This is a genomic window from Anaeromonas frigoriresistens (assembly GCF_016820655.1).
Classification (GTDB): domain Bacteria; phylum Bacillota; class Clostridia; order Tissierellales; family SIT17; genus Anaeromonas; species Anaeromonas frigoriresistens.
In genome coordinates this window covers 1-22974 of sequence record NZ_WSFT01000012.1, presented here as the reverse complement: position 1 = coordinate 22974, position 22974 = coordinate 1, and the positions used below count along the sequence as shown (strand labels likewise).

Here is a 22974-nt window from a genome sequence, read left to right as displayed (position 1 = left end):
AGCATATCAAAAAAATATGCCAAGCATAATTTCTACACTATCTTGTAATGCATGCTAGTAACTATAATTTAACACATTAATATAATATATGCAATATATTTAGGAAAAAATTATTAAATTTCATGGAAGGTATACTTATTAGGAGAAGTTATTGAAGCTTCTTTTCCTTTAATAATTAGATTATTCATATAATAAGTATGCTAATATCTTTAAAGTATTATAATGATAAGTTTTAACGGAAGTATCATTATTTATAGTTATTTATAATTATTATTCACGAAATATTTAATAGAATTTTTTATTACAAACCTTCCTAATATATGGTAAAATAGACCTAATACATAAGGGGGAAGACCGATGTTTAAAACTATATTTACACTTATAGCATTATTAATGATATTATTTGGACTTATCATTATGACTAGAAAAAAGTTTATGATGAGATCTGAAAAAATTAAAGTAATTGTTGCACTTATGCCTTTATTAGCCCCTTCAATAAACTTTATTGAAGATGTATACATAGGTATTATATTAGTTGTAATAATACCTATGATGGCTATAGCAATCATGGTAGGGAGAAATAAGTATTTTATAGTTAATATTAATAATGAAATGATATCATCTTTACTTATGGATATTCTAAAAGAAAAGAATATATCTTATGAAGAAAGAAAAAAGAAATTAATACTAACTGACTATGATAATCGTACTATATCTTATACTCAATCATTAAATACAGTAGAGTTAAACTTAAAAGAAGTTAAACACTTATATTTCTATAAAGAATTAAAGGAAGAGTTAAAGTATAGAATTGAAAATATTAATACTAGCATATTTCCTTCATTTGGAGTTTTCATGATAGGCTTAGGACTATTATTTTTAGTTATTATTTAATATACATAGATCTCAGCATATAAACAAAACTTAATTATTAATTCTGAGTAAAATGTCAATACTTATATTGACATTTTTTCTTTTAAAAAATATAATAGAAACATACTGACCGACTGGTCGGTTCTTAAATAGAATTAGAATTATAATAGTGGAGGTATTTAGATGAAAAAGAAAATAACTATATTAATGGTACTACTGATTGTACTATTACCTTTCGTTTCAGCATGTACAACAGAGGAACCTGAAGTTGAAGTTGAAGAAGAAGTAAAAATACCAGTACAACTACAGACTGCAAGGAAAGATACAATATCTAATGAGATAACATTAAGTGGTAGAGCAGTACCAGCTAAAGAAATGATGATTATTCCTCAAAGTGCTGCAGAGGTAGAAGATATAAAAGTATCTAGAGGATCAAAAGTAGAAAAGGATGAAGTATTATTTACTTTAAAGATAGAAGACTCTGAAGAGGTTACAGAAATCTTATCTCCTGTAGAGGGAAGAGTTGCAGCTATAAATATAAAAGAAGATGAAGTAACTTCAAATATACAACCTTCTATGGTTGTAGTAGCGGATGACAATCCAATGACAATATCAATAAATGCAACTGAAAATCTAATTACTGAATTATTTATAGGAAAAAAAGTTGATATAAAAATAAGTGCTTTAGAAAAAGAAAACTTAATGGGTAAAATAGCAAGTATTAGTACTGCTCCAGATGAAAGAAGTCAGCAGTATATAGCAAACATTGTTCTAGTAGATGAACTAAATGACCTTAAACCAGGGATGCTTGCAACAGTTAAATTAGATACTAATATAAGAGAAAATGTATTAGTAGTTAAAAGTGAAGCAATATTAGATGATGGAGATAGAAAAGTAGTTTTTGTAGAAGAAGAGGGATTAGCAAAAGAAAAGGAAGTTAAAACTGGTTTAGATACTGGACTCTACACAGAAATAGTTTCAGGATTAGAATCAGGAGAGAAGGTAATAGTAAAAGGTCAAAACTATATAGAAGATGGTTCTGAAGTTGAGACTGTAAGAGGTGAGAAATAATGAATTTAACTGATATTTCGGTTAAGAGACCCATCACTATCTTGATGGTAACCCTCATAGTTATACTTTTAGGGTTTGTGTCTTTAACAAGACTTCCAATAGATTTATTACCAGAATTTAATGTGCCAGTAGCAATAGTTCAGACAACATACAGTGGAGTAGGTCCTCAAGAAATAGAAAATCTTATAACTAGACCTATAGAGGAATCTGTATCCACAGTATCAAATATTAAGAATGTATCAAGTGTATCCTCTGAGGGAAGCTCTGTGGTAATAGCTGAGTTTAACTTTGGAACAGATATGGACTTTGCTTCTTTAGAAATGAGAGAAAAGGTGGATATGGTTAAGGGATTCTTACCCGAGGGAGCTAACTCTCCTATGGTACTTAAAATTGATCCAAATGCCATGCCTATCATAGAAGCTTCCCTTTCAGGAAGTAAAGACTTATCAAAGCTACAATCATTTTCTGAGGATATAATAAAACCTAGATTAGAAAGAATTGAAGGGGTAGCTAGTGTAGATATAAGTGGAGGATATGAAAGAGAAGTAAGGGTAAAGGTAGATCAACAGAAATTACAGAACTATGGAATATCTATGGACTCTTTAGCTCAAAGACTAGGAGCTGAAAACCTAAATCTTCCAGGGGGATCTGTAGAAAAAGGAATTCAAGACTTAACAATAAGAACCACAGGAGAATTTAAAGAAATAGATGAAATAAGTAATCTTCCTATAACTTTACCAACTGGAGGAGTAATATTACTTTCGGATATAGCTGAGGTAAATATAGCAAATAAAGATGTATCTAGCATATCTAAAACTAATGGAGAAAACAGTATTAGTATATCAATACAAAAACAATCAGGAACTAATACAGTTAATGTTTCTAATAAAGTTAATGAAGAAATCGAAAAGATAAAAGATGAATACCCTACTAGAGATTTTAGAGTAGTAATAGATCAAGCAGATTTTATTAAGTTCTCAATAAATACAGTTGTTCAATCAGCTGCATTAGGAGCAATACTAGCTGTAATAATTCTATTCTTATTCTTAAGAAATATTAGAACTACATTAATAGTAGGAGCAGCTATTCCAGTATCTGTAATAGCTACATTTTCACTAATATACTTTAATGATATAACATTAAACCTTATGACCTTAGGAGGTCTAGCCCTAGGTATTGGAATGCTTGTAGATAACTCCATTGTTGTATTAGAGAATATATATAGATATAGACAAGATGGATTTTCAAAGGTAGAGTCAGCTATAAAGGGAACTAAAGAAGTGGCAATGGCAGTAACGGCTTCAACCCTTACTACAGTAGCGGTATTTCTTCCTATAGTATTTGTTCAAGGAATTACATCTACAATATTTAAGGAATTAGCATTAACAGTAACATTTTCTTTAATAGCATCCTTAGGGGTATCATTAACATTAGTACCAATGTTATCATCTAAAATATTAAAAGTAGATGATAGTCAAGGTAAAAAGCATAATCAAAAGTTTAGACTACTATCATTTATATTTGATGGCTTTGATAAAGGATTTGGAAAGCTAGAAAAGTGGTATAAAAGGGCTCTTGGATGGAGTCTAAGACATAGAAAATCCACTGTTTTTATAGCTATATTAGTATTTGTATTAAGTATAGTATCATTAACTCAAGTTGGAGCTGAATTTATTCCAGCTACAGATGAAGGTCAGTTCACCGTATCAATTGAGCTACCCACTGGTTCAGAATTAGATAGAACTAATGATGTAGTTTTAGAAGTAGAAGAGAGATTAGGTGAAATGGATATTATTGATACCCTATTTACAAAGGTGGGTTCCGGTGGTCAGTTCTCTGTAGGAGGAAATACTGAAAATAGTGCATCAATAACAGGACTATTAAAACAAGATAGAAAAGAGAGCACATTTGTAATAGCAGAAGATATTAGAAAAGAACTAGATAATATTCCTGGTGCAGATATTACAGTGGAAGTAACAAGTAATAGTCTTGGAGGAATGTCTGGGGGCATGGCAGGAGCTCCTGTAAGTATAGCAATAAAAGGAGACAGCTTAGATACATTAAAAGAAATATCTGAGGATTTTACTCAAATAGTAGAATCAGTAGATGGTACTAGAGAGGTAAGTCATAATATTGGAGAAGGAATACCAGAAGTACAGATAAATGTAGATAGAACAACAGCTACTCAATATGGATTATCAGCAGCTCAAATAGCAAACACAGTAAAAACTGTTGTATCAGGAAATACAGCTACAAGATATAAAATGGAAGGGGACGAAATAGACGTAGTAATAAAAGGAGATGATATATATTCAAAAAGTATATCAGACCTTAAAAATTTACCTATAAACACCCCAACTGGCTCAGTAGTACCATTAAATCAAGTAGCTAATGTGGAAATCGCTAGAGGACCAGTAGCTATAAATAGAGATGCCCAATCAAGGGTAGTTACAGTAAATAGTCAGATAGCAGGAAGAGACTTAGGAAGTATAGTGTCTGATATAGAAGAGAAACTAGATGATTATAACTTACCAAGCGGATATAGCTATGATATTGGAGGAGAAAATGAGCAATTACAAGAATCCTTCAGTGACTTAGGATTAGCATTGATACTAGCTATAGTACTAGTATATATGATACTAGCATCCCAGTTTGAGTCTTTACTACATCCCTTTACTATAATGTTTACAGTACCACTATCAATAGCAGGAGGAGCCTTGGGATTATTCATAACAGGAAGAACAATAAATGTAACATCCCTTATAGGTACCATAATGCTAGCAGGAATAGTAGTTAATAACGCTATAGTATTGATAGATTATATAAATACTAGAAGATCCAATGGAGAAGATCGAAATGAAGCAATAACAAATGCAGGACCTATCCGTCTAAGACCAATACTAATGACCACATTAACAACAGTATTAGGACTATTACCAATAGCAATAGGTTTAGGAGAAGGTTCAGAAATACAATCTCCAATGGCAACAGTAGTAATAGGAGGTCTGTTATTATCAACACTACTAACATTGATATTTATCCCAGTAATGTATACCATATTTGATGACATCGCAGTAAAGGTTAAACGTAAAATATTTGGATAATGAGACAGGAGAACCGTCCCCCTGTCTCACCTTTCGGAAACTTTCACATACAGGATAAACGATAAATAGGGTAAAAGGTGATAAGATGACTATAAAAAATCAAAAGGAAAAAGATATATTAGAGGCAGCAGTTAAAGTGTTTTCTAGAAATGGATACCATAGTTCAAAAATGCAGGAGATAGCTGATCAGGCTTCAGTAGGAAAAGGAACTCTATATGAGTATTTTAAGGGTAAATCCCATTTGTTTGAGGAAATGATGGTCTACTGCATGGATAAATATATAGACGAATTAAAAAATGGAATTAATAAGTCTAAGAATATAGAAGATATCCTTATGGATATAGCTAGATTCCATGGTAAATTCTTAAAAGATCATTTAGATATGGTTCAAACCTTTATGAATAATACAACCAATATCTCAGATGATATAAGATGTAAAGCATTTGCTCATAGAGAACTGCTGATAAATACAATCACTAGCTATATAGAAGAAGCTAAAGAAAGCGGATCAATAAGGAAAGATATAGATGAAAAAGTGTGTGCTATGACTTTATTTGGTACTCTAAATCAATTCTATACTAATAAAATATATATAGAAAAAGAAGAATTTCAAGATATAGATCCATATCCAATAGTTGATATAATATTAAATGGAATCAAGTAAGACCCTTTAAAGGGTCTTATTTTTTTCACAGTAAAAGGATAAGAGGTTTTTGCATAGAATAATATAATATAAGATATTTTAAGGAGGGAGTATTATGACACAACCACTAATATATGCCCATAGAGGGGCTTCTGCCTATGCTCCTGAAAATACTATGGCAGCCTTTAAAAAAGCAATAGAACTAAATGCCGATGGAATAGAAATTGATGTACAAATGTCTAAGGATGGACATCTTATAATATGTCATGATGAAAAAGTTGATAGAACAACTAATGGTAAAGGGTATATAAAGGATATAAATTTAAAGGATCTAAAATTATTAGATGCAGGTTTTAAATTTAGTAGTAATTTTATTGGCGAGAAAATTCCTACATTGATAGAATTGATGGAGCTGATAAAAGATAATAATATGGTACTAAATATAGAGTTGAAAAATAACGTAATAGACTATAAAGGAATAGAACAAAAGGTAATAGATACTATAAAACAATATAATATGGAAAATAGAATTATCATATCTTCTTTTAATCACAACAGTTTATATAAAGTTAAGGATATAGACTCTACAATTAAAACTGGAGTACTATATAGTAAAAAGCTTAAAAATCCAATAACATATGCTAAGAATATAAAGGCTGATGCAATACATCCCAGCTATAAAAGATTAAATAGATTTGTGATAGCTAAGGCAAAAAAAGAAAATATAGAGATAAATACTTTCACGGTAAACATAAGGGATTATATGAAATTATTAATTGATATAAAAATAGATGGAATAATAACTGATTATCCAGATATAGCTCAACAGTTGAAATAACTATCACAGAACCATCACATAATCTTTATATAATAATATAAACAACTATAGGGAGGAAATAAAAAATGCCTATAAAAATTTTAGTTGCAGAAGATGAGATGAGAATAAGAAAATTAATAAAAGATTACCTACTGAATGAAGGCTATGAAATAATAGAAGCAGAAGACGGTAAGGAAGCCTTGCAAAAATTCTATTTGAATAATGAGATAGATTTATTAATATTAGATGTAATGATGCCTAAAATGGATGGCTGGGGTGTTTGTAAAGAGATAAGAGAGGAATACGACACCCCTATTATCTTCTTAACAGCTCTAGGAGAAAGTCATGATGAGATACAAGGACTAGACTTAGGAGCGGATGATTATATAACTAAGCCTTTTAGATATGAAGTATTTATTGCACGAGTAAAGGCAGCCCTTAGAAGGGCAAATAAAATAAATGAAGGAATATATCATATAGGTAATTTAGAAATAAATACTAATAGTAGAAAAGTAAAGAGAGATAGTGAAGAGGTATTTCTAAGTCCTAAGGAATATGAACTATTGATATATCTAATAGAAAATAAAAATATAGCCTTGGAAAGGGATAAAATATTAGATGCCATATGGGGATATGATTTTTATGGAGACCCTAGAACTATAGATACCCATATAAAAACCCTAAGGTCTAAGCTAGGTGAGATGGGAGATAATATAAAAACAGTCCGAGGAGTAGGATACAGATTTGAGGTGTAAAAATGACTAAATCTATTAGATATAAATTGTTTGGTGTATTCATATTATTATTATCTTTATTTCTTATGATATTTATATTAAGTTCATATTTTTTAGATGATATATTTATCTCCGGAAATAAAAGGATAATTAAAAGAAATTATAATGAATTTAATACTACTCTTAGAGAAGGGGAAGTAACTCAACAAGAATTAGTAGATATGGTTGATGAGATAGGAGGAAACATAACTATCTTAACACCTAATTTAAATTTGAAGGTAACTACTTCCACTTTTAATAATGAAGATAACACTGCATTTAATCTTCAAGTTATGAAAGAAATAGAGAAACTTAGAATAGATGAAACTAAAACCTTTACCTTCGTAATAGCATCAAGTCTTAGAGATGATAGAAGGGTCATGTTCTTTATAGGAAAGTTATCTACTGGTGGTTTCTTTATTGCAGAAAAGCCTCTTAAGGTAATAGAAAGTAGTATTGAAATAGCAGAGTTATTTATAATAATAGCAGGTATAGGTACATTGATAATAGGATCAATAATAGTATATTTTCTATCTACAAAACTCTCCAAACCTATAGTTGAGGTGAATAGGGTAGCCAATGAAATAGCAAACCTTAATTTTGATGAAAAGGTAGAAGTAAAAAGTGAAGATGAGATTGGAAGATTAGGTAATAGTATTAATCTTATATCTAATAAATTAAACACAGTATTAACAGAACTTACCTTAGCTAATTCTAAGCTGAGGGAAGATATAGAGAAGGAAAAGCAATTAGAAAAAATGAGACGTAAATTTGTTTCAAATGTATCCCATGAGCTAAAAACACCTATTAGCATGATTCAAGGCTATGCTGAGGGACTTAAATTTAATATAGCAAAGACCCCTGAGGATAAAGAGTATTATTACAATGTTATAATAGAAGAATCAGATAAAATGAGTAATTTAATAGATGATCTTCTTAAGCTATCCTCCTATGAATCAGGAAACTTTCATATCGATAAAGATTCCTTTGATATATCAAGCTTGCTCAAGGATGTAATAGAAAAATACAAAATAAATATTAAAGAGAGAAATATGAAATTAGACTTAGAACTTCCAGAAAGTTTGATAATAAATGCTGATAGCCTAAGAATAGAGCAGATAATTAGTAATTTCATGAATAATACATTAAAATATGGAGAAGAAGGAGGAAATATAAAAATATCTTTAAAAGATTTAAAGGATTATTTTAGACTATCTTTCTATAATTCAGGAGATAAAATAGATCAAAAAGAATTAGAAAATATATGGACCAGTTTCTATAAAGCAGACTCTGAAAAAAAATCTATTCAAACAGGAACAGGACTAGGCCTTGCTATCGTAAGGGCTATAGTAGAACTTCATGGGGGCCGATATGGAGCAATGAATAAAGAAGATGGAGTAGAGTTTTGGATAACATTACCTAAGAGTTAGAATTTAAATACTTCTTAAAATTCTAATAATACAATTAAGATATTGTTAGAAAGTAGACGACCACCCCTTATATCTAGTATAATATAAATGATACTATGAATATTTTGGGGAGGTTTTTTATATGGAGAAAGCAGTAATTAGATTAAGAATGAGCATGCACGATGCCCACTATGGGGGAAACTTAGTGGATGGTGCAAAGATGCTTCAATTATTTGGAGACGTAGCAACAGAGCTTCTTATAAGAAATGATGGAGACGAAGGACTTTTTGCAGGGTATGAATCTGTAGAATTTACAGCTCCAGTATATGCAGGAGATTATATAGAAGCAGTAGGAGAAATTACTAAAAAGGGTAATTCTTCAAGAAAAATGACTTTTGAAGCAAGAAAAGTTATCGTTCCAAGACCTGATATAAATGATTCAGCTTGTGATGTATTAGAAGAACCAATTGTAGTATGTAGAGCAGTAGGAACATGTGTAGTACCTAAAGATAAGCAGAGAGGTTAATTTCTTAGCAAACACTTTACAAAAACAATTGGGGAGGAATGTATGATGGAAAAACTAATAATCACAGCAGCTCTAACAGGGGCAGAGGTAACTAGAGAATATCAGCCTAATCTACCTTTAACTCCCGATGAGATAGCAGAAGCTGCCTATGAAGCATATAAAGCAGGTGCATCGATAGTACATATACATGCTAGAGATGAAGAAGGAAATCCTACACAGGATTATAATGTATATAAAGAAATAAAAGAAAAAATAGAAGCTAAATGTCCAGTAATATTCCAACCATCTACAGGAGGAGCAGTATGGCATAGTCCCGAGGAGAGACTTCAACCGGTAGAGCTTAGTCCAGAAATGGCCACATTAAGTGCTGGTACATGTAACTTCGGTCCCGATGTATTTATGAATACAGAGGAATATATGGAGAAATTTGCTAAAAGAATGCAAGAGCTTAATGTAAAGCCTGAGATAGAAGTCTTTGAAAGAGGTATGATAAATAATGCCCTTAAACTTGCAAAAAAAGGACTAGTAAATACTCCACTACATTTTGACTTCGTAATGGGAGTACCAGGAGCAATAACAGGAGAGATAAGAGATCTATTATATTTAGTAGAAAGTATACCTTCTGATGCAACTTGGACAGTAGCTGGAATAGGAAGATATCAATTACCTTTAGCAACCACAGCAATATCATTAGGTGGTCATGTTAGAGTAGGATTTGAAGATAATGTTTACTATAAAAAAGGAGAATTAGCTAAATCTAATGCTCAATTAGTAGAGAGAATAGTTCGCTTAGCTAATGAACTAGGCAGAGAAGTAGCTACTCCAGATGAAGCTAGAAAAATATTAAATATTAAATAATAAGTATGCTGGGGGATTAATCCCTCGGCATTTTTGCTGTAAACATGGTATGATTTACATAATAAATATAGAGGGGGATATGATGGATAATTTTAATAATGAACCAGTAAATAAGAATCATAATGGTAATAACTATCCTAATCCAAGAAATAATGAGGAAGTAGTTTCAGTATTGTCATGGATGGGAGTAGCAATAATACTAGCTATACCTATTTTAAATTTAATAGCTATTGTAGCTATGGCATTTATGGATATTAATAAAAATATCAAAAATTTTGCTAGAGCATCTTTGATACTTGCAGGTATATTGATAGGTTTTGGTATCCTATTTGGTGGATGTGTTGCTGTTGTTAATAGCATGTATTAGTAATATTATGTTAACAATAAAGAAAATGTAATGTTAACTTTTTACCTCTAAAGAAGGAATTTATATTTTTATGAAGAAATACTTCTATAGGAGGTGCAATACTAATGTTGGTCAATACTAATTTGGCTTTAGCAATCCGGTGTAATAAATGCGGCAAGATACATACTAATAACATTACTTTATTTCAACTTAAGAACAATAGTTACATAAATATAAATTGCAATTGTGGAGAGACTAAGGCAAGAATCAAAACAGAAAACTATAAAGAATACTGTTTAGAAATACCATGTTTTGCTTGTGAAGAGACCCATATATTTAAATATTCACTAGACCAACTTCTTAAGGGGAACTTAGTTATAAGGTGTTTAGATGGGGTAGAGATTTGTTTCCTAGGAGATGAAACTGACGTAAAAGAACTTTTAAAAGGTCAGAAAGATGACTTTACTAGAGTAATAGAGGAATTAAGTTTTTATGATTATTTTACTAATAACGACATAATGACTAAATCAGTCAATAAAATAAAAGAATTAGAGCAAGAAGGTTCAATTATATGTGAATGTGGAGAAGAGAATATAGGAATTGATTTGTTTTCTGATAGAATCGAGATTAAATGCCTACAGTGTAATGGGGTACAGATAATATATGCAGAGAGTGATGAAGATTTCAATAACCTATTATCTAGAGACTATATTATGATACATAAACATGCAGTAGAATATATTGACGCTTTTAAATTTAATAATGATAGGTAGAATTAAGAAGTAGATTAGAAATTTTAATCTACTTTGGTTTTGTTAATATAAAGATAAATGTGAATTTTTATATTAAAATAGGTATAATATACTTAGAGAACGAATATAGGAGGTTATGTAGATGTTAGTAACAGGAAAGCAAATTTTAGATCATGCCCATGAGAATAACTATGCAGTTGGTGCATTTAATGTAAACAATATGGAGCAGGTTCAAGCCATTATACAAGCGGCAGAGGAAACTCAATCGCCAGTTATCATGCAGGCTAGTCAAGGAGCATTAAAATATGCAGGAGTAGAATACATATCAGCTATGGTAAAAACTGCTGCAGAAAATTCAAGTGTACCAGTGGCACTTCATTTAGACCATGGAACAGACTTTAAGCAAATAGTTAAATGTATTAGAAATGGATTCACATCAGTAATGATTGATGCATCGAAGATGCCTTTAGAGGGAAACATTGATACTACTAAGAAAATAGTAGAGATAGCTCATGCAGCTGGAGTATCAGTAGAAGCTGAGATAGGAAAAATAGGTGGAACAGAAGATGACATCACTGTTGATGAAAGAGATGCTACATTTACAGATCCTGAAGAAGCAGTTAAATTAGTAAATGAAACAGGATTAGATTCTTTAGCTATAGCTGTAGGTACGGCTCATGGTGTATATAAAGGAGAGCCTAAGCTAGACTTTGATAGAATAGTTACTATAAAAGAAAAATTAAACATACCTTTAGTTCTTCACGGGTCATCTGGAGTACCTGAAGAAAGTATCAAAAAGGCAGTAGAAAGAGGAATAAATAAAATAAATATAGATACAGATATTAGAATGGCTTTCAATGAAGCTATTAGAGATTTTGTAAAAAATGATCCAGATGCATATGACCCAAGGAAGATAGTTGGACCAGCAAGAGATGCAATGAAAGAAGTTATAAAAGAAAAAATGACTATGTTCGGATCAGCAGGTAAAGCTTGGAAATAAATTAGGAGGTTTTGCATATGAAGCTTTTTATAGATAGTGCCATAACTGATGAAATAAGAGAAGTAAACGACTGGGGAGTAGTATGTGGAGTTACCACAAACCCATCTTTAGTAGCAAAATCTGGTAGAGACTTTAAAGAAGTACTAACAGAAATAACAGAAATAGTGGATGGACCTATAAGTGCTGAGGTGCTTAGTCTTGAATCAGAAGAAATGGTAACAGAGGCAGAAGAATTAGCAAAGATACATCCAAATATTGTTATAAAAGTACCTATGACAAAAGAAGGACTAAAAGCAGTTAAGATCCTATCTAATAAAGGAATAGATACGAATGTTACATTAATCTTTTCAGCAAATCAAGCACTACTAGCTGCAAGAGCAGGAGCAACCTATGTAAGTCCTTTTATTGGCAGAATGGATGATATAGGAAACACAGGATTTGATATAATAAAAGATATAGTAGACATATTTGATATACATGGGATTGAAACAGAAGTGATATCTGCTAGTATAAGACATCCAATGCATGTTTTAGAATCAGCTAAATTTGGCGCACATATTGCTACAGTACCAAAGAAAGTATTTGAACAAATGCTATTTCATCCTATGACAGACATAGGAATAGATAGATTTTTAAAAGATTGGAAAGAAGCTAATAAGTAAATATCAATATTAAAAAAGGCCTTTGTGAGAAGGTCTTTTTTTGGTATGTAGAAATAATTTACCTAAATAATTAAGTAAAGTTATTTTTTTACAAGGATTTTTAAAAAGAATCTAGAATATAGAATGATAGGAAAATATTCCAATAAATTTAACTGTACGAACAATGGGACAGTATTAATTATATAATATAACAAACATTATATTCTGATTATTCAAAATATAAAGGAGTGAAATAATGAGATTTACAGTGGAATTATTATTAGAAAAAGAAAAAATATCTAAAGACAAGAACAGAATAATTTTATCATTGATTAAAAAGGCATTTAGTTCGTATGATACAGGCTACTATAAAGAACTTTATGAAAATGAGGAAAATAAAATGAAGGATTTTACATTTTCTATGTACATGGGACACTGTAAGTTTTTACGGGAAGAAATATTAATACCCAGTAAAAAAATATCTTTAAATTTTTCCACTTATAGTAGTAAAACTGGAATTATGTTCTTTAACTCGTTTCTTGATATTAAGGGTATTAAACAAGCTATAGGTAATAATATGATAACGATAGGAAAAATTAATATGGTAAAAGAGAAACCTATACTTAATGATGAAGTTGTTTTCAAAACTTTAAGCCCAATTGTGGTTAGGGAGCATAACAGTGATAATTCTAAAACCTGGTATTATTCTTTAAAAGATAAGGAAGGACAAGCAGTATTCAGAAAAAATTTAACTTATCAGTTATGTGAAGAATTAGGTAAAGAAGCCTTAACAGATATTAAAAACCTTGAATTTACTGTAGCTAATAATATAAAAATAGTAAAAGTTAAAAATTATGGAATAGAAGTACATTCTAATCTAGGGAAAATTAAAATTAAAGCAAAGCCTTACATATTAGATTATTTATATAAGGCTGGAGTAGGGAGTAAAAGGTCAATAGGATTTGGAATGTTAGATATCGTATAGGGAGGTGAGGAATTGGGAGAAAAAATAAAAGTAGAAATGAATGATTGGTTGTTTAATGCAGGGATAGTTGGAATTGTAAATATATTAGAACATGCAGGGGATAAAGTAGAAAAATATAATGATTATATAGAATTTGAAGAAGAAGTATTAGATAATTTTGAAGAAAAGTATTTTAAGTACATTATAGATATATATGCAAAACAATTATCTTGGAATAAGATAGTGTCTTATAAGCCGACCCTAAATTATTTTGAAGAAGAAGGATTTCAGGATTTTAATAAAGACAATTTAGATAGGTTAAATAATTATATAAAGGATGTAAAATATTATACAAAAAGTAATAGTTATAAAGCAGCTTATGATTTAATTAATAGTGATATGGATGTTGTGAGTATTTCTAAGGGTTTAAAAACTATAAAATTAAAGAAAAAAGAGACTATTGAAGATATAGTAGAAGATGTAAAACACAATTATGAAATATTAAAACAAATAATAGTTTATATGGAAAAGCCTCAACACAAAAAATACTTTGCTGGGAAAAATGCCATATATACTATCATAAAAAATTCTTGGAATGGTATATGTTTTTTAAATCCTCAAACTAAAGAAAAAAATATATATAAAGACTTTAAAGATTATTTTATTAACCCTGTAAATGATTATATTGAAGATGATAAAACAAAATATAAATATAATTGTTTTAATTGTGAAAGGGATATGAAAGATTTAAATAATGATTACAGTTTTTTAAATAATATAGGGTTTGATGTTTCAAGGAAATCATCTCATGTATGGGAATTTAATAATGATGCTGCCATGTGCCCTATATGTAAATTAATATATTCTTGTACACCAGCAGGAATAATTTATGCTTACTCTAAAGGTATCTTCATTAATAATAATAGTGATATTACATCTTTAATTGACACAAATAATAAGATCAAATATGAACTAAATAATGAGGAAGGATTCAGTAGAGGTTCTACATATAGAGCACTTATGGAATCTATAGTTGAAAAGTATAACGAAACAATTAAATATGAAATTTCAGATATTCAATTAATAAGATATGAGAGTGAAATCTATAAGTTTAATATCTTATCGAAAAAAGTGCTTGAAATACTAGAAAATTCAAAAGAGGAATTAAACAAGTTAGTGAAAACTGGATATAAAGAGATAAATACTTATTTTAATATATATGAATTAGTTATTGACAGGATATTTAACAATCAAAATTTATTTACACTTATTCATAAGCTTTTAATCTTCAAGTTATCAAGTCCTAAAGATTGTAGATTTAATACAAGTCACGTAAAAAAAATATTGAAAATAAATATGAAATTTATGGAAGGGATGGGTTTTATGTATGTTAATGAGAAAGATATTGTAAAAACGGCAAGTGCTTCAGGATATTATTTGAGAGAGAAATATAGGCAAAAGGGTTCAATAGATAAGCTAAATGGTATATCCTATAGACTATTAAATTCACTTAAGACCAATAACAAAGATATGTTCATGGATACATTATTAAATTGTTACCTTTATGCACAAAAATGTGTTCCAAAGGTATTTTTAGATGCTTTAAAAGATGAAGAAAATTTTAAGAGTATAGGATATGCTTTTGTTACAGGTTTGATTGAAGGCAAAGAAGATAATAATGGAGGAGATAATAATGTTAAATAATATGAAACCAAAAGGATTAACTTTATCAATGATTTTTGAAGCAGAAAGTGCAAATTATGGGGAATCTGTAGGGAATGTTGCCTCTCTTAAGAAAATAGCTAGAAATAAAGGGGAACAATACACCTATATTTCTAGACAAGCTATCAGATATAATATTGTAGAACAATTGGGAGAAGATTTGGCTGAAGTAAAAGCAGAAGGTAGTGGTGATAAGAAAGTAATACAATTTGATTCGAAATCTACTATAAAAGACTATCCAGAGATAGACTTTTTTGGATATATGAAAACGGAAAAAGGAAATCAGAGTAAAATACGTACTGCAAAAGTAAGATTATCTAATGCTATTTCTTTGGAACCATTCAAAGGAGATTTAGATTTTTTAACTAATAAAGGATTAGCTGATAGATTAAATGAAAATATGAATATAGCACAAGCAGAAATACATCATTCCTACTATAGATATACATTAACTGTTGATTTAGAACAAATAGGTATAGATGAAAAGGAAGATATCAATATAGGTAATGTTGAGAAAGCTAGAAGAGTAAATAAATTATTAGATACTATAGCTATGCTATATAGAGATATAAGAGGAAGAAGAGAAGATTTGAAACCTATATTCGCAATAGGTGGAGTATATGATGTAAAAAATCCAATTTTTCATAATGTGGTAGATGTTATAGACAATAAACTAATAGTTAGTCAAATAGAAGGGATATTATTTGATAATATAAAAAATGATACAAAAATTGGACTAATAGAAGGAAAATTTGATAATGATGAACAAATAAAAGAAGAATTAAATACGCTAACAATGCCAGAATTATTTAGACACTTAAAAAACAAAGTGAATGAGTATTATGAAAGCAATTAGATTGAAATTATATCAAAATATGGTTAACTATAAGAAACCCACAAGTTTTCAATTGAAGGAAACTTATCCATTACCACCATATTCAACGATAATAGGAATGATTCACAATCTATGTGGATTTGAAAAATATAAAGAAATGGATATAAGTGTTCAAGGAAAGTATTTTTCCAAAGTAAATGATCTTTATACACGATATGAGTTTAAAAATGGGATGAAATATGATAAAACAAGGCATCAAATAAAATCGGGAGATTATGGGGTAGGACGTGGAATTTCAACGGCTGAACTTCTAGTAGATGTAGATCTAATGATTCATATTATTCCTAAAGAAGAAAAGTTAATAGATTATATATATAGATCATTTAAGTCCCCTAGAGAATATCCTTCATTAGGAAGAAGAGAAGATCTTGCTGTAATAAATGAAGTGAAATTAGTTGAATTAAAAGAAGAAGAATTAGAAGAAGATATAATATTACCAGAAAATAATTCAGCATATATTCCTATATCTTTATATGAAAATGAAGCAATCAATATAGGAGGAACGGGTAAAGTTAATAGTAATGGCACAAAATATAAAATTAATAAAAATTATGAACTCGTAAATCATGGAAGTAAAAAAAATCCTAAAGTATTTAGAAAGTGGAATAAAATAGAGGTTATTTATTCTTCTAGAATATCAGCCCTTGAAGATGAAAGTATATTAGTAGATGAAGATGATAATATAGTCTTTTTAGCATAAAGAAAGGTGAATATATGAATAATTATTTAGCAAAATCTAATCCTAAGGAAACAATACAAGAACATACTGACAATTTACTTAAAAATTATAACATATTAAAATCAACATATCCTAGTTTAGAAATAAACTGGGATATGTTGTATAAGGTATGCTTAATTCATGATTTAGGTAAAATGAATTTAAAATTTCAAGATAAAATCGAAGATAGAGCTAGACATAAAGAAGAAATACCCCATGGAATACTTAGCTTAGCATTCATTGACAAAAATTATTTAATAAAAGAAGAAGGATATTCTAAAAATGATATAAAAATAATAGCTCATGCTATTGCACTTCATCATGAAAGAGAATTGAATTATACTATGGAAGAGCTAAAAAAGGAAGTTGAGTTAATTAAAAAAGAATCCCTGGACTTTAAATACGACAAACTAGAGCATATTAGTGTTAGAATGTTAAGTCAAAGATATTTTGCTAAAGATACAATAAATGAAAGAGAAAACGAAAAGTTATTTTATGAGTATGTACTAATAAAAGGATTATTAAATAGAATTGATTATGCAGCAAGTGGATATATTGATGTAGAAAAAGAAAATGATTTTTTGCTAGATAGGTTAAAAAACGTTATGAAAAAATGGCAGAAAAAAGATGAAAATTCAAAGTGGAATGATTTACAAAAGCATATGTTAAATAATAGAGATGAAAATATTATAGCTATAGCTGAAACTGGTATGGGAAAAACCGAAGCAGGATTACTATGGATTGGTAATAATAAAGGATTCTTTACTCTACCTTTAAAAACAGCTATTAATGCTATGTATAATCGTATAACAAAAGATATAGTATATGATAATTATGAAGATAAAGTAGGTATGCTTCATTCAGATGCTTATGATCAATATCTTAATAGAAGTACTGAGTCTAAGGATATAGATGAATACTATAATAAAACTAAGCAACTATCGTTACCTTTAACTATTTGTACATTAGACCAAATATTTGATTTTGTATTTAGATATAGAGGATTTGAGCCGAAACTTGCTACTCTTTCATATTCTAAAATAGTCATAGATGAAATCCAAATGTATTCCCCTGATTTAATAGCGTATTTGATAGTCGGATTAAAATATATAACTAAAGTGGGAGGTAAGTTTGCAATACTTACTGCTACCCTTCCGAACATAGTAGTAGATTTATTAAAGAAAGAAAATGTAGAATTTATTGAACCCAAAACCTTCACTAAAGAAAATAGAGTAAGACATAGTATAAAAGTCATAAAAAACAGAATAAAATCGGAGTATGTAAATAATCTATATAATAGAAATAAAGTATTAGTTATATGTAATACAGTCAAAGAAGCTCAAAGAGTGTATATGGAATTAAAGGAAGAATTTGAAATAGAAAATATAAACTTATTTCATAGTAATTTCATAAAAAAAGATAGAAAATTAAAAGAAGATCATATATTAAGGGTTGGAGATAAAGATAATAATGAATATGGGATATGGGTAACTACTCAAGTGGTTGAAGCATCATTAGATATTGATTTTGATATTTTAGTAACAGAACTTTCTGATCTAAATGGTTTATTTCAAAGGATGGGGAGATGCTATAGAAATAGATCTTTTGATAACATTGGTTATAACTGTTATGTATTCGATGGGGGAGAAAAGAAAAACACAGGTGTCGGATATGTTATTGATGAAGATATATATAAGTTATCAAAAAAAGCATTGCAGTCTTTTGATGGAATTATTAAAGAAGAAGAAAAAATGAAGTTAATAAAAAAATTATATAACACAGAGACATTAAAAGATACTGACTATTATAGCAAGATAATAGAAAATATTGAGTATATACGAATGATAGAAGACTATGAAAAAAGTAAAAATGAAGTAAAACAAATATTTAGAAATATAAATAATATCACTGTAATTCCAGAGGATGTGTATTATGAAAATAAAGAAGAAATTATGGGGTGTATAGAAATGATTTCTTCAAAACATGATAAATCTTCAAGTATTGAAAGCATTAAAAAATATAAAACTCAAAAAAGAATTGCAAGAAATAAATTACAAGAATATACCGCTAGTGTACCTTACCATAGAATTAATAATAATATAGAACAATACTTAGAAATAAGCAGATATCAAAAAATACCAATATTTAATTGTGAATATAGCTTCGAATTTGGAATTAAGTATATAAAAAGTGAAAATACTGAAGTTCAATTAGAGGATCGCTTTTTTTAATAGGATGTGATGAATTGAAAAATATTACTGGTGTAATGATTTATTATTATTTTGTATGTAAAAGGAAACTGTGGTATTTCAGCAATGACTTAACTATGGAAAAAGGTAATGAATTGGTTGAAATAGGGAAGTTAATAGATGAGAATTCCTATAAAAGAGAAAAGAAAAATATTTTGATAGATGAAAATATAAATATAGATTTTATAAAAGATTGGAAAGTAATTCATGAAGTTAAAAAATCTAAAAAAATCGAAGAAGCATCTATATGGCAATTAAAATACTATATGTATTTATTAAAAGAAAAAGGTATAAATATTGAGAAAGGTATATTAGATTATCCGATATTAAGAAAGAGAAAAGAGATATATCTAGATGAAAAAAGTGAACAAGATTTAGAAAAGATTTTACAAGATATAAAACAAATACAACTATTAAATACTCCACCACTAGCAATCAATGATCCAATATGCCAAAAATGTGCATATTATGAACTCTGTTATATCTAGGAGGATACTATGGGAGAAACTTTTTATATATTTAGCGATGGTAGATTGAAAAGAAAGGATAATAATATAATCGTTACAACTCTAGATGGAAGATCAAAGAATCTTAAATCAGAAGTAACTGATGAGATATATTTATTTGGTGAAACAGATATGAATACAAAATTATTAAACTTTATATCTCAACAAAAGATAATTATTCATATATTTAATTATTATGGATTTTATAGTGGTAGTTTTTACCCTAGGGAAAGTAATATAAGTGGATACTTATTAGTAAATCAAGTTAAGCATTATGAAGAGTTAGAATCAAGACTTAAATTGGCAAAAGAAATATTAATATCCGCCTCTTTTAATATATATAGAAATTTAAGGTACTATAATGGAAGGGGTATAGATTTAGAAAGACCTATGAAAGAAATACAAAGCTTAAGAAACAAATTTCAATTTGGAGAAAATATAAATCAACTCATGGGAATAGAGGGTAATATAAGAAAGATATATTATTCCAGTTGGAATGATATAGTAAAGCAAGATATTAATTTTAGTAAGAGAGTTAAAAGACCCCCTGATAATATGATAAATTCATTGATATCATTTGTAAATAGTTTAATATACACAACAGTTTTATCAGAGATTTATAAAACACAATTAAACCCAACTATAAGTTACATTCATCAACCAGGAACTAAAAGATTTTCATTATGTTTAGATATCGCAGAAATATTCAAACCATTAATTGGAGAAAGAATGATATTTTCTCTATTAAATAAAAAGCAAATCACAGAAGATGATTTTGAAAATGAATCTAATTTTTTATATTTAAAAGAAGTTGGTAAAAAGAAAATTCTCATGGAATATGATCAAAGGTTAAATAGAACTATTAAGCATAAGGATTTAGAAAGAACTGTGTCATATCGGCATTTAATTAGACTTGAATGTTATAAAATGATAAAACATATTAGTGGTGAAAAAGAATACGAAGGATTTAAAATATGGTGGTGATTCTATGTATGTGGTTTTAATGTATGATATAATGACAGATGAAAAAGGAGCTAAAGTCCATAGGAATGTATTTAAAATATCCAAAAGATATTTAACCCATATCCAAAAGTCAGTGTTTGAAGGTAACCTAACAGAACTAAAGTTATTTAAATTAAAACAAGAATTAAACCAATATATAAGAAAAGATAAAGACTCATTAATAATATTTAAAAGTAGAGAAGAAAGATGGTTATCAAAGGAGTTTTTAGGAATAGAAGATGATAAAACCTCTAATTTTTTTTAGAAATTATATTGTCGACCTGTAGTAGTGTAAAAAACACTGTAGATCGACAAACATTAACTTTTAAATAATAGGAATGAGATTTTCAGTGGTAAGATTAAAATTAATTGATAAATAATTATACTTGATTCGTAATAGACAGAAATCAATTGTGAAATCAAGTAATATCAATGCTTGTAGAGAAACGCCCTATAATAGAACCATAGTGGAATGTAAATAGTGAAGCTACTATGGCCATACAATTACTTGGTGGCCTATAATAGAACCATAGTGGAATGTAAATATATCTAGATTACAAAGACATTATGATTTCTCAGGTACCTATAATAGAACCATAGTGGAATGTAAATATACAACACACATCAAACTCCCACTTATAAAAAGGACCTATAATAGAACCATAGTGGAATGTAAATAGGATATATGATAAAGACTATTAGAATAAACAAATATCCTATAATAGAACCATAGTGGAATGTAAATTTTAAGCCGGAAGAAATTGAATGGAGAGTAGGAAGTCCTATAATAGAACCATAGTGGAATGTAAATCTATGATTATCAGTAGAACTCCAATTTTTTGATTGTCCCTATAATAGAACCATAGTGGAATGTAAATATCATAATCAATGTGATAAAAATAGCTTGGAACTATACCTATAATAGAACCATAGTGGAATGTAAATTTCATACTTTAAACTTCCACCTTGCTGCAATACTTTCCTATAATAGAACCATAGTGGAATGTAAATATCTCCATTGTTACTTCCCCCATTTAATCTATAATTTCCTATAATAGAACCATAGTGGAATGTAAATTTTACAGCAGAAGCACCAACAATTTGAGAATCTCCGTCCTATAATAGAACCATAGTGGAATGTAAATAAAAATGCAGCATTAATAAAGAAAATAAAACAATGCTCCTATAATAGAACCATAGTGGAATGTAAATAGAAGATATAATTAATAATCTTACTATGAATCTACCCTATAATAGAACCATAGTGGAATGTAAATTTTCTTTAAGTTTAGTAATTAATCTTTTGCCATTTCCTATAATAGAACCATAGTGGAATGTAAATGAAGGAGAATGGGAGTGGCGTACCTTTGGAGATGGTGACCTATAATAGAACCATAGTGGAATGTAAATTTTTTAAGATCTATTAAATGCAGGTCACAATTTTTACCCTATAATAGAACCATAGTGGAATGTAAATAGAAATACAAATTCTAGAGAGTAGCTTTTCTATATTGCCTATAATAGAACCATAGTGGAATGTAAATAAAAGTAATGTCCTTTTGTTTTTCTACAGTAGTTTTCCTATAATAGAACCATAGTGGAATGTAAATTTCATAAATGACTTTACTGCTAATAGTTTTTGCTTTCCTATAATAGAACCATAGTGGAATGTAAATGGACAAGTCTTTGAAGAATTCTCTCTATGAAATCTTCCTATAATAGAACCATAGTGGAATGTAAATAAATCCATCTGGAATAAGATTATAAATCTTAAATGTCCTATAATAGAACCATAGTGGAATGTAAATGTATAAAATAACCCTTATTGCCAGTACTGGAATTTGCCTATAATAGAACCATAGTGGAATGTAAATTGTTAAACGGTTGGAGTGGTAAATTAGAATTCTTTAACCTATAATAGAACCATAGTGGAATGTAAATCCTCAAAATATTCGTTCATTTCTTTAACAATTTCTTCCCTATAATAGAACCATAGTGGAATGTAAATTATTTTATTAACTGCTCTTTCTGCAGCTATAGGGTCCCTATAATAGAACCATAGTGGAATGTAAATGTGGAAAAGTAAGAACTTTTAAAGCAAGTGC

At 28.9% G+C, this 22974-nt stretch carries 21 protein-coding genes and 1 CRISPR repeat array; all 21 genes read left to right on the top strand.

Annotated features, from left to right (window positions below; translation table 11 throughout):
* The first annotated feature begins 357 nt into the window (after nucleotides 1-357).
* The 21 genes from GOQ27_RS01395 (at nucleotide 358) to cas2 (ending at nucleotide 21134) form a co-directional block, all read left to right on the top strand.
* Nucleotides 358-894: a hypothetical protein gene (locus GOQ27_RS01395; RefSeq protein ID WP_203365026.1), complete on the top strand. Its 537-nt coding sequence runs from the start codon at nucleotides 358-360 to the stop codon at nucleotides 892-894.
* Between the two features lie 162 nt (nucleotides 895-1056).
* Nucleotides 1057-1944 carry an efflux RND transporter periplasmic adaptor subunit gene (locus tag GOQ27_RS01390; protein WP_203365025.1) on the top strand — a complete coding sequence of 296 codons (888 nt, stop codon included), beginning with the start codon at nucleotides 1057-1059 and terminating at the stop codon, nucleotides 1942-1944.
* On the top strand, nucleotides 1944-5048 hold the full coding sequence (locus GOQ27_RS01385) for an efflux RND transporter permease subunit (protein WP_203365024.1): 3105 nt from the start codon (nucleotides 1944-1946) through the stop codon (nucleotides 5046-5048). The genes GOQ27_RS01390 and GOQ27_RS01385 overlap by 1 nt, the downstream gene beginning before the upstream one ends.
* Before the next feature lie 85 nt (nucleotides 5049-5133).
* On the top strand, nucleotides 5134-5712 hold the full coding sequence (locus GOQ27_RS01380; RefSeq protein ID WP_203365023.1) for a TetR/AcrR family transcriptional regulator: 579 nt from the start codon (nucleotides 5134-5136) through the stop codon (nucleotides 5710-5712).
* A 94-nt stretch (nucleotides 5713-5806) separates the two neighbouring features.
* Nucleotides 5807-6529 (top strand): glycerophosphodiester phosphodiesterase, encoded by a 723-nt coding sequence (locus tag GOQ27_RS01375; RefSeq protein WP_203365022.1) that lies wholly within the window; start codon nucleotides 5807-5809, stop codon nucleotides 6527-6529.
* Nucleotides 6530-6594: 65 nt separating this feature from the next.
* Nucleotides 6595-7263: a response regulator transcription factor gene (locus GOQ27_RS01370; RefSeq protein WP_203365021.1), complete on the top strand. Its 669-nt coding sequence runs from the start codon at nucleotides 6595-6597 to the stop codon at nucleotides 7261-7263.
* A gap of 2 nt (nucleotides 7264-7265) precedes the next feature.
* The gene (locus GOQ27_RS01365) at nucleotides 7266-8711 is read left to right on the top strand and encodes a sensor histidine kinase (protein ID WP_203365020.1); all 1446 of its coding nucleotides are present in this window, start codon (nucleotides 7266-7268) and stop codon (nucleotides 8709-8711) included.
* 121 nt (nucleotides 8712-8832) lie between these two features.
* Entirely contained in the window at nucleotides 8833-9216 is a 384-nt protein-coding gene (gene kal / locus GOQ27_RS01360) for a 3-aminobutyryl-CoA ammonia lyase (RefSeq protein WP_203365019.1), read from the top strand.
* 45 nt (nucleotides 9217-9261) lie between these two features.
* The gene (gene kce, locus GOQ27_RS01355; RefSeq protein ID WP_203365018.1) at nucleotides 9262-10074 is read left to right on the top strand and encodes a 3-keto-5-aminohexanoate cleavage enzyme; all 813 of its coding nucleotides are present in this window, start codon (nucleotides 9262-9264) and stop codon (nucleotides 10072-10074) included.
* 82 nt (nucleotides 10075-10156) lie between these two features.
* Nucleotides 10157-10441, top strand: coding sequence for a hypothetical protein (locus GOQ27_RS01350; RefSeq protein WP_203365017.1), 285 nt, complete (start codon nucleotides 10157-10159; stop codon nucleotides 10439-10441).
* A gap of 104 nt (nucleotides 10442-10545) precedes the next feature.
* Nucleotides 10546-11193, top strand: a complete 648-nt coding sequence (locus tag GOQ27_RS01345; protein ID WP_203365016.1) for a hypothetical protein — start codon at nucleotides 10546-10548, stop codon at nucleotides 11191-11193.
* Nucleotides 11194-11314: 121 nt separating this feature from the next.
* Nucleotides 11315-12172, top strand: coding sequence for a class II fructose-1,6-bisphosphate aldolase (locus tag GOQ27_RS01340; protein ID WP_203365015.1), 858 nt, complete (start codon nucleotides 11315-11317; stop codon nucleotides 12170-12172).
* Between the two features lie 17 nt (nucleotides 12173-12189).
* A complete protein-coding gene (fsa, locus tag GOQ27_RS01335) occupies nucleotides 12190-12834 on the top strand; it encodes a fructose-6-phosphate aldolase (protein WP_203365014.1) in 645 nt (214 codons plus the stop codon).
* 235 nt (nucleotides 12835-13069) lie between these two features.
* Nucleotides 13070-13798 carry a CRISPR-associated endoribonuclease Cas6 gene (gene cas6, locus GOQ27_RS01330; RefSeq protein ID WP_203365013.1) on the top strand — a complete coding sequence of 243 codons (729 nt, stop codon included), beginning with the start codon at nucleotides 13070-13072 and terminating at the stop codon, nucleotides 13796-13798.
* 12 nt (nucleotides 13799-13810) lie between these two features.
* Nucleotides 13811-15481: a type I-B CRISPR-associated protein Cas8b1/Cst1 gene (cas8a1, locus tag GOQ27_RS01325; protein WP_203365012.1), complete on the top strand. Its 1671-nt coding sequence runs from the start codon at nucleotides 13811-13813 to the stop codon at nucleotides 15479-15481.
* On the top strand, nucleotides 15471-16355 hold the full coding sequence (gene cas7i, locus GOQ27_RS01320; protein WP_203365011.1) for a type I-B CRISPR-associated protein Cas7/Cst2/DevR: 885 nt from the start codon (nucleotides 15471-15473) through the stop codon (nucleotides 16353-16355). Before cas8a1 ends, cas7i begins: the two co-directional genes overlap by 11 nt.
* The gene (gene cas5b, locus GOQ27_RS01315; RefSeq protein ID WP_203365010.1) at nucleotides 16333-17094 is read left to right on the top strand and encodes a type I-B CRISPR-associated protein Cas5b; all 762 of its coding nucleotides are present in this window, start codon (nucleotides 16333-16335) and stop codon (nucleotides 17092-17094) included. Before cas7i ends, cas5b begins: the two co-directional genes overlap by 23 nt.
* Nucleotides 17095-17108: 14 nt before the next feature.
* Nucleotides 17109-19343, top strand: coding sequence for a CRISPR-associated helicase Cas3' (gene cas3, locus GOQ27_RS01310; protein ID WP_203365009.1), 2235 nt, complete (start codon nucleotides 17109-17111; stop codon nucleotides 19341-19343).
* A gap of 14 nt (nucleotides 19344-19357) precedes the next feature.
* Complete coding sequence (gene cas4 / locus GOQ27_RS01305; RefSeq protein ID WP_252187708.1) at nucleotides 19358-19849, top strand: CRISPR-associated protein Cas4; 492 nt, start codon at nucleotides 19358-19360, stop codon at nucleotides 19847-19849.
* Between the two features lie 9 nt (nucleotides 19850-19858).
* Nucleotides 19859-20851, top strand: a complete 993-nt coding sequence (cas1b, locus tag GOQ27_RS01300) for a type I-B CRISPR-associated endonuclease Cas1b (RefSeq protein WP_203365008.1) — start codon at nucleotides 19859-19861, stop codon at nucleotides 20849-20851.
* A gap of 4 nt (nucleotides 20852-20855) precedes the next feature.
* Nucleotides 20856-21134: a CRISPR-associated endonuclease Cas2 gene (cas2, locus tag GOQ27_RS01295; protein ID WP_203365007.1), complete on the top strand. Its 279-nt coding sequence runs from the start codon at nucleotides 20856-20858 to the stop codon at nucleotides 21132-21134.
* 185 nt (nucleotides 21135-21319) lie between these two features.
* A CRISPR array of direct repeats spans nucleotides 21320-22943; the repeat unit is 30 nt; unit sequence CCTATAATAGAACCATAGTGGAATGTAAAT.
* Between the last annotated feature and the right edge of the window lie 31 nt (nucleotides 22944-22974).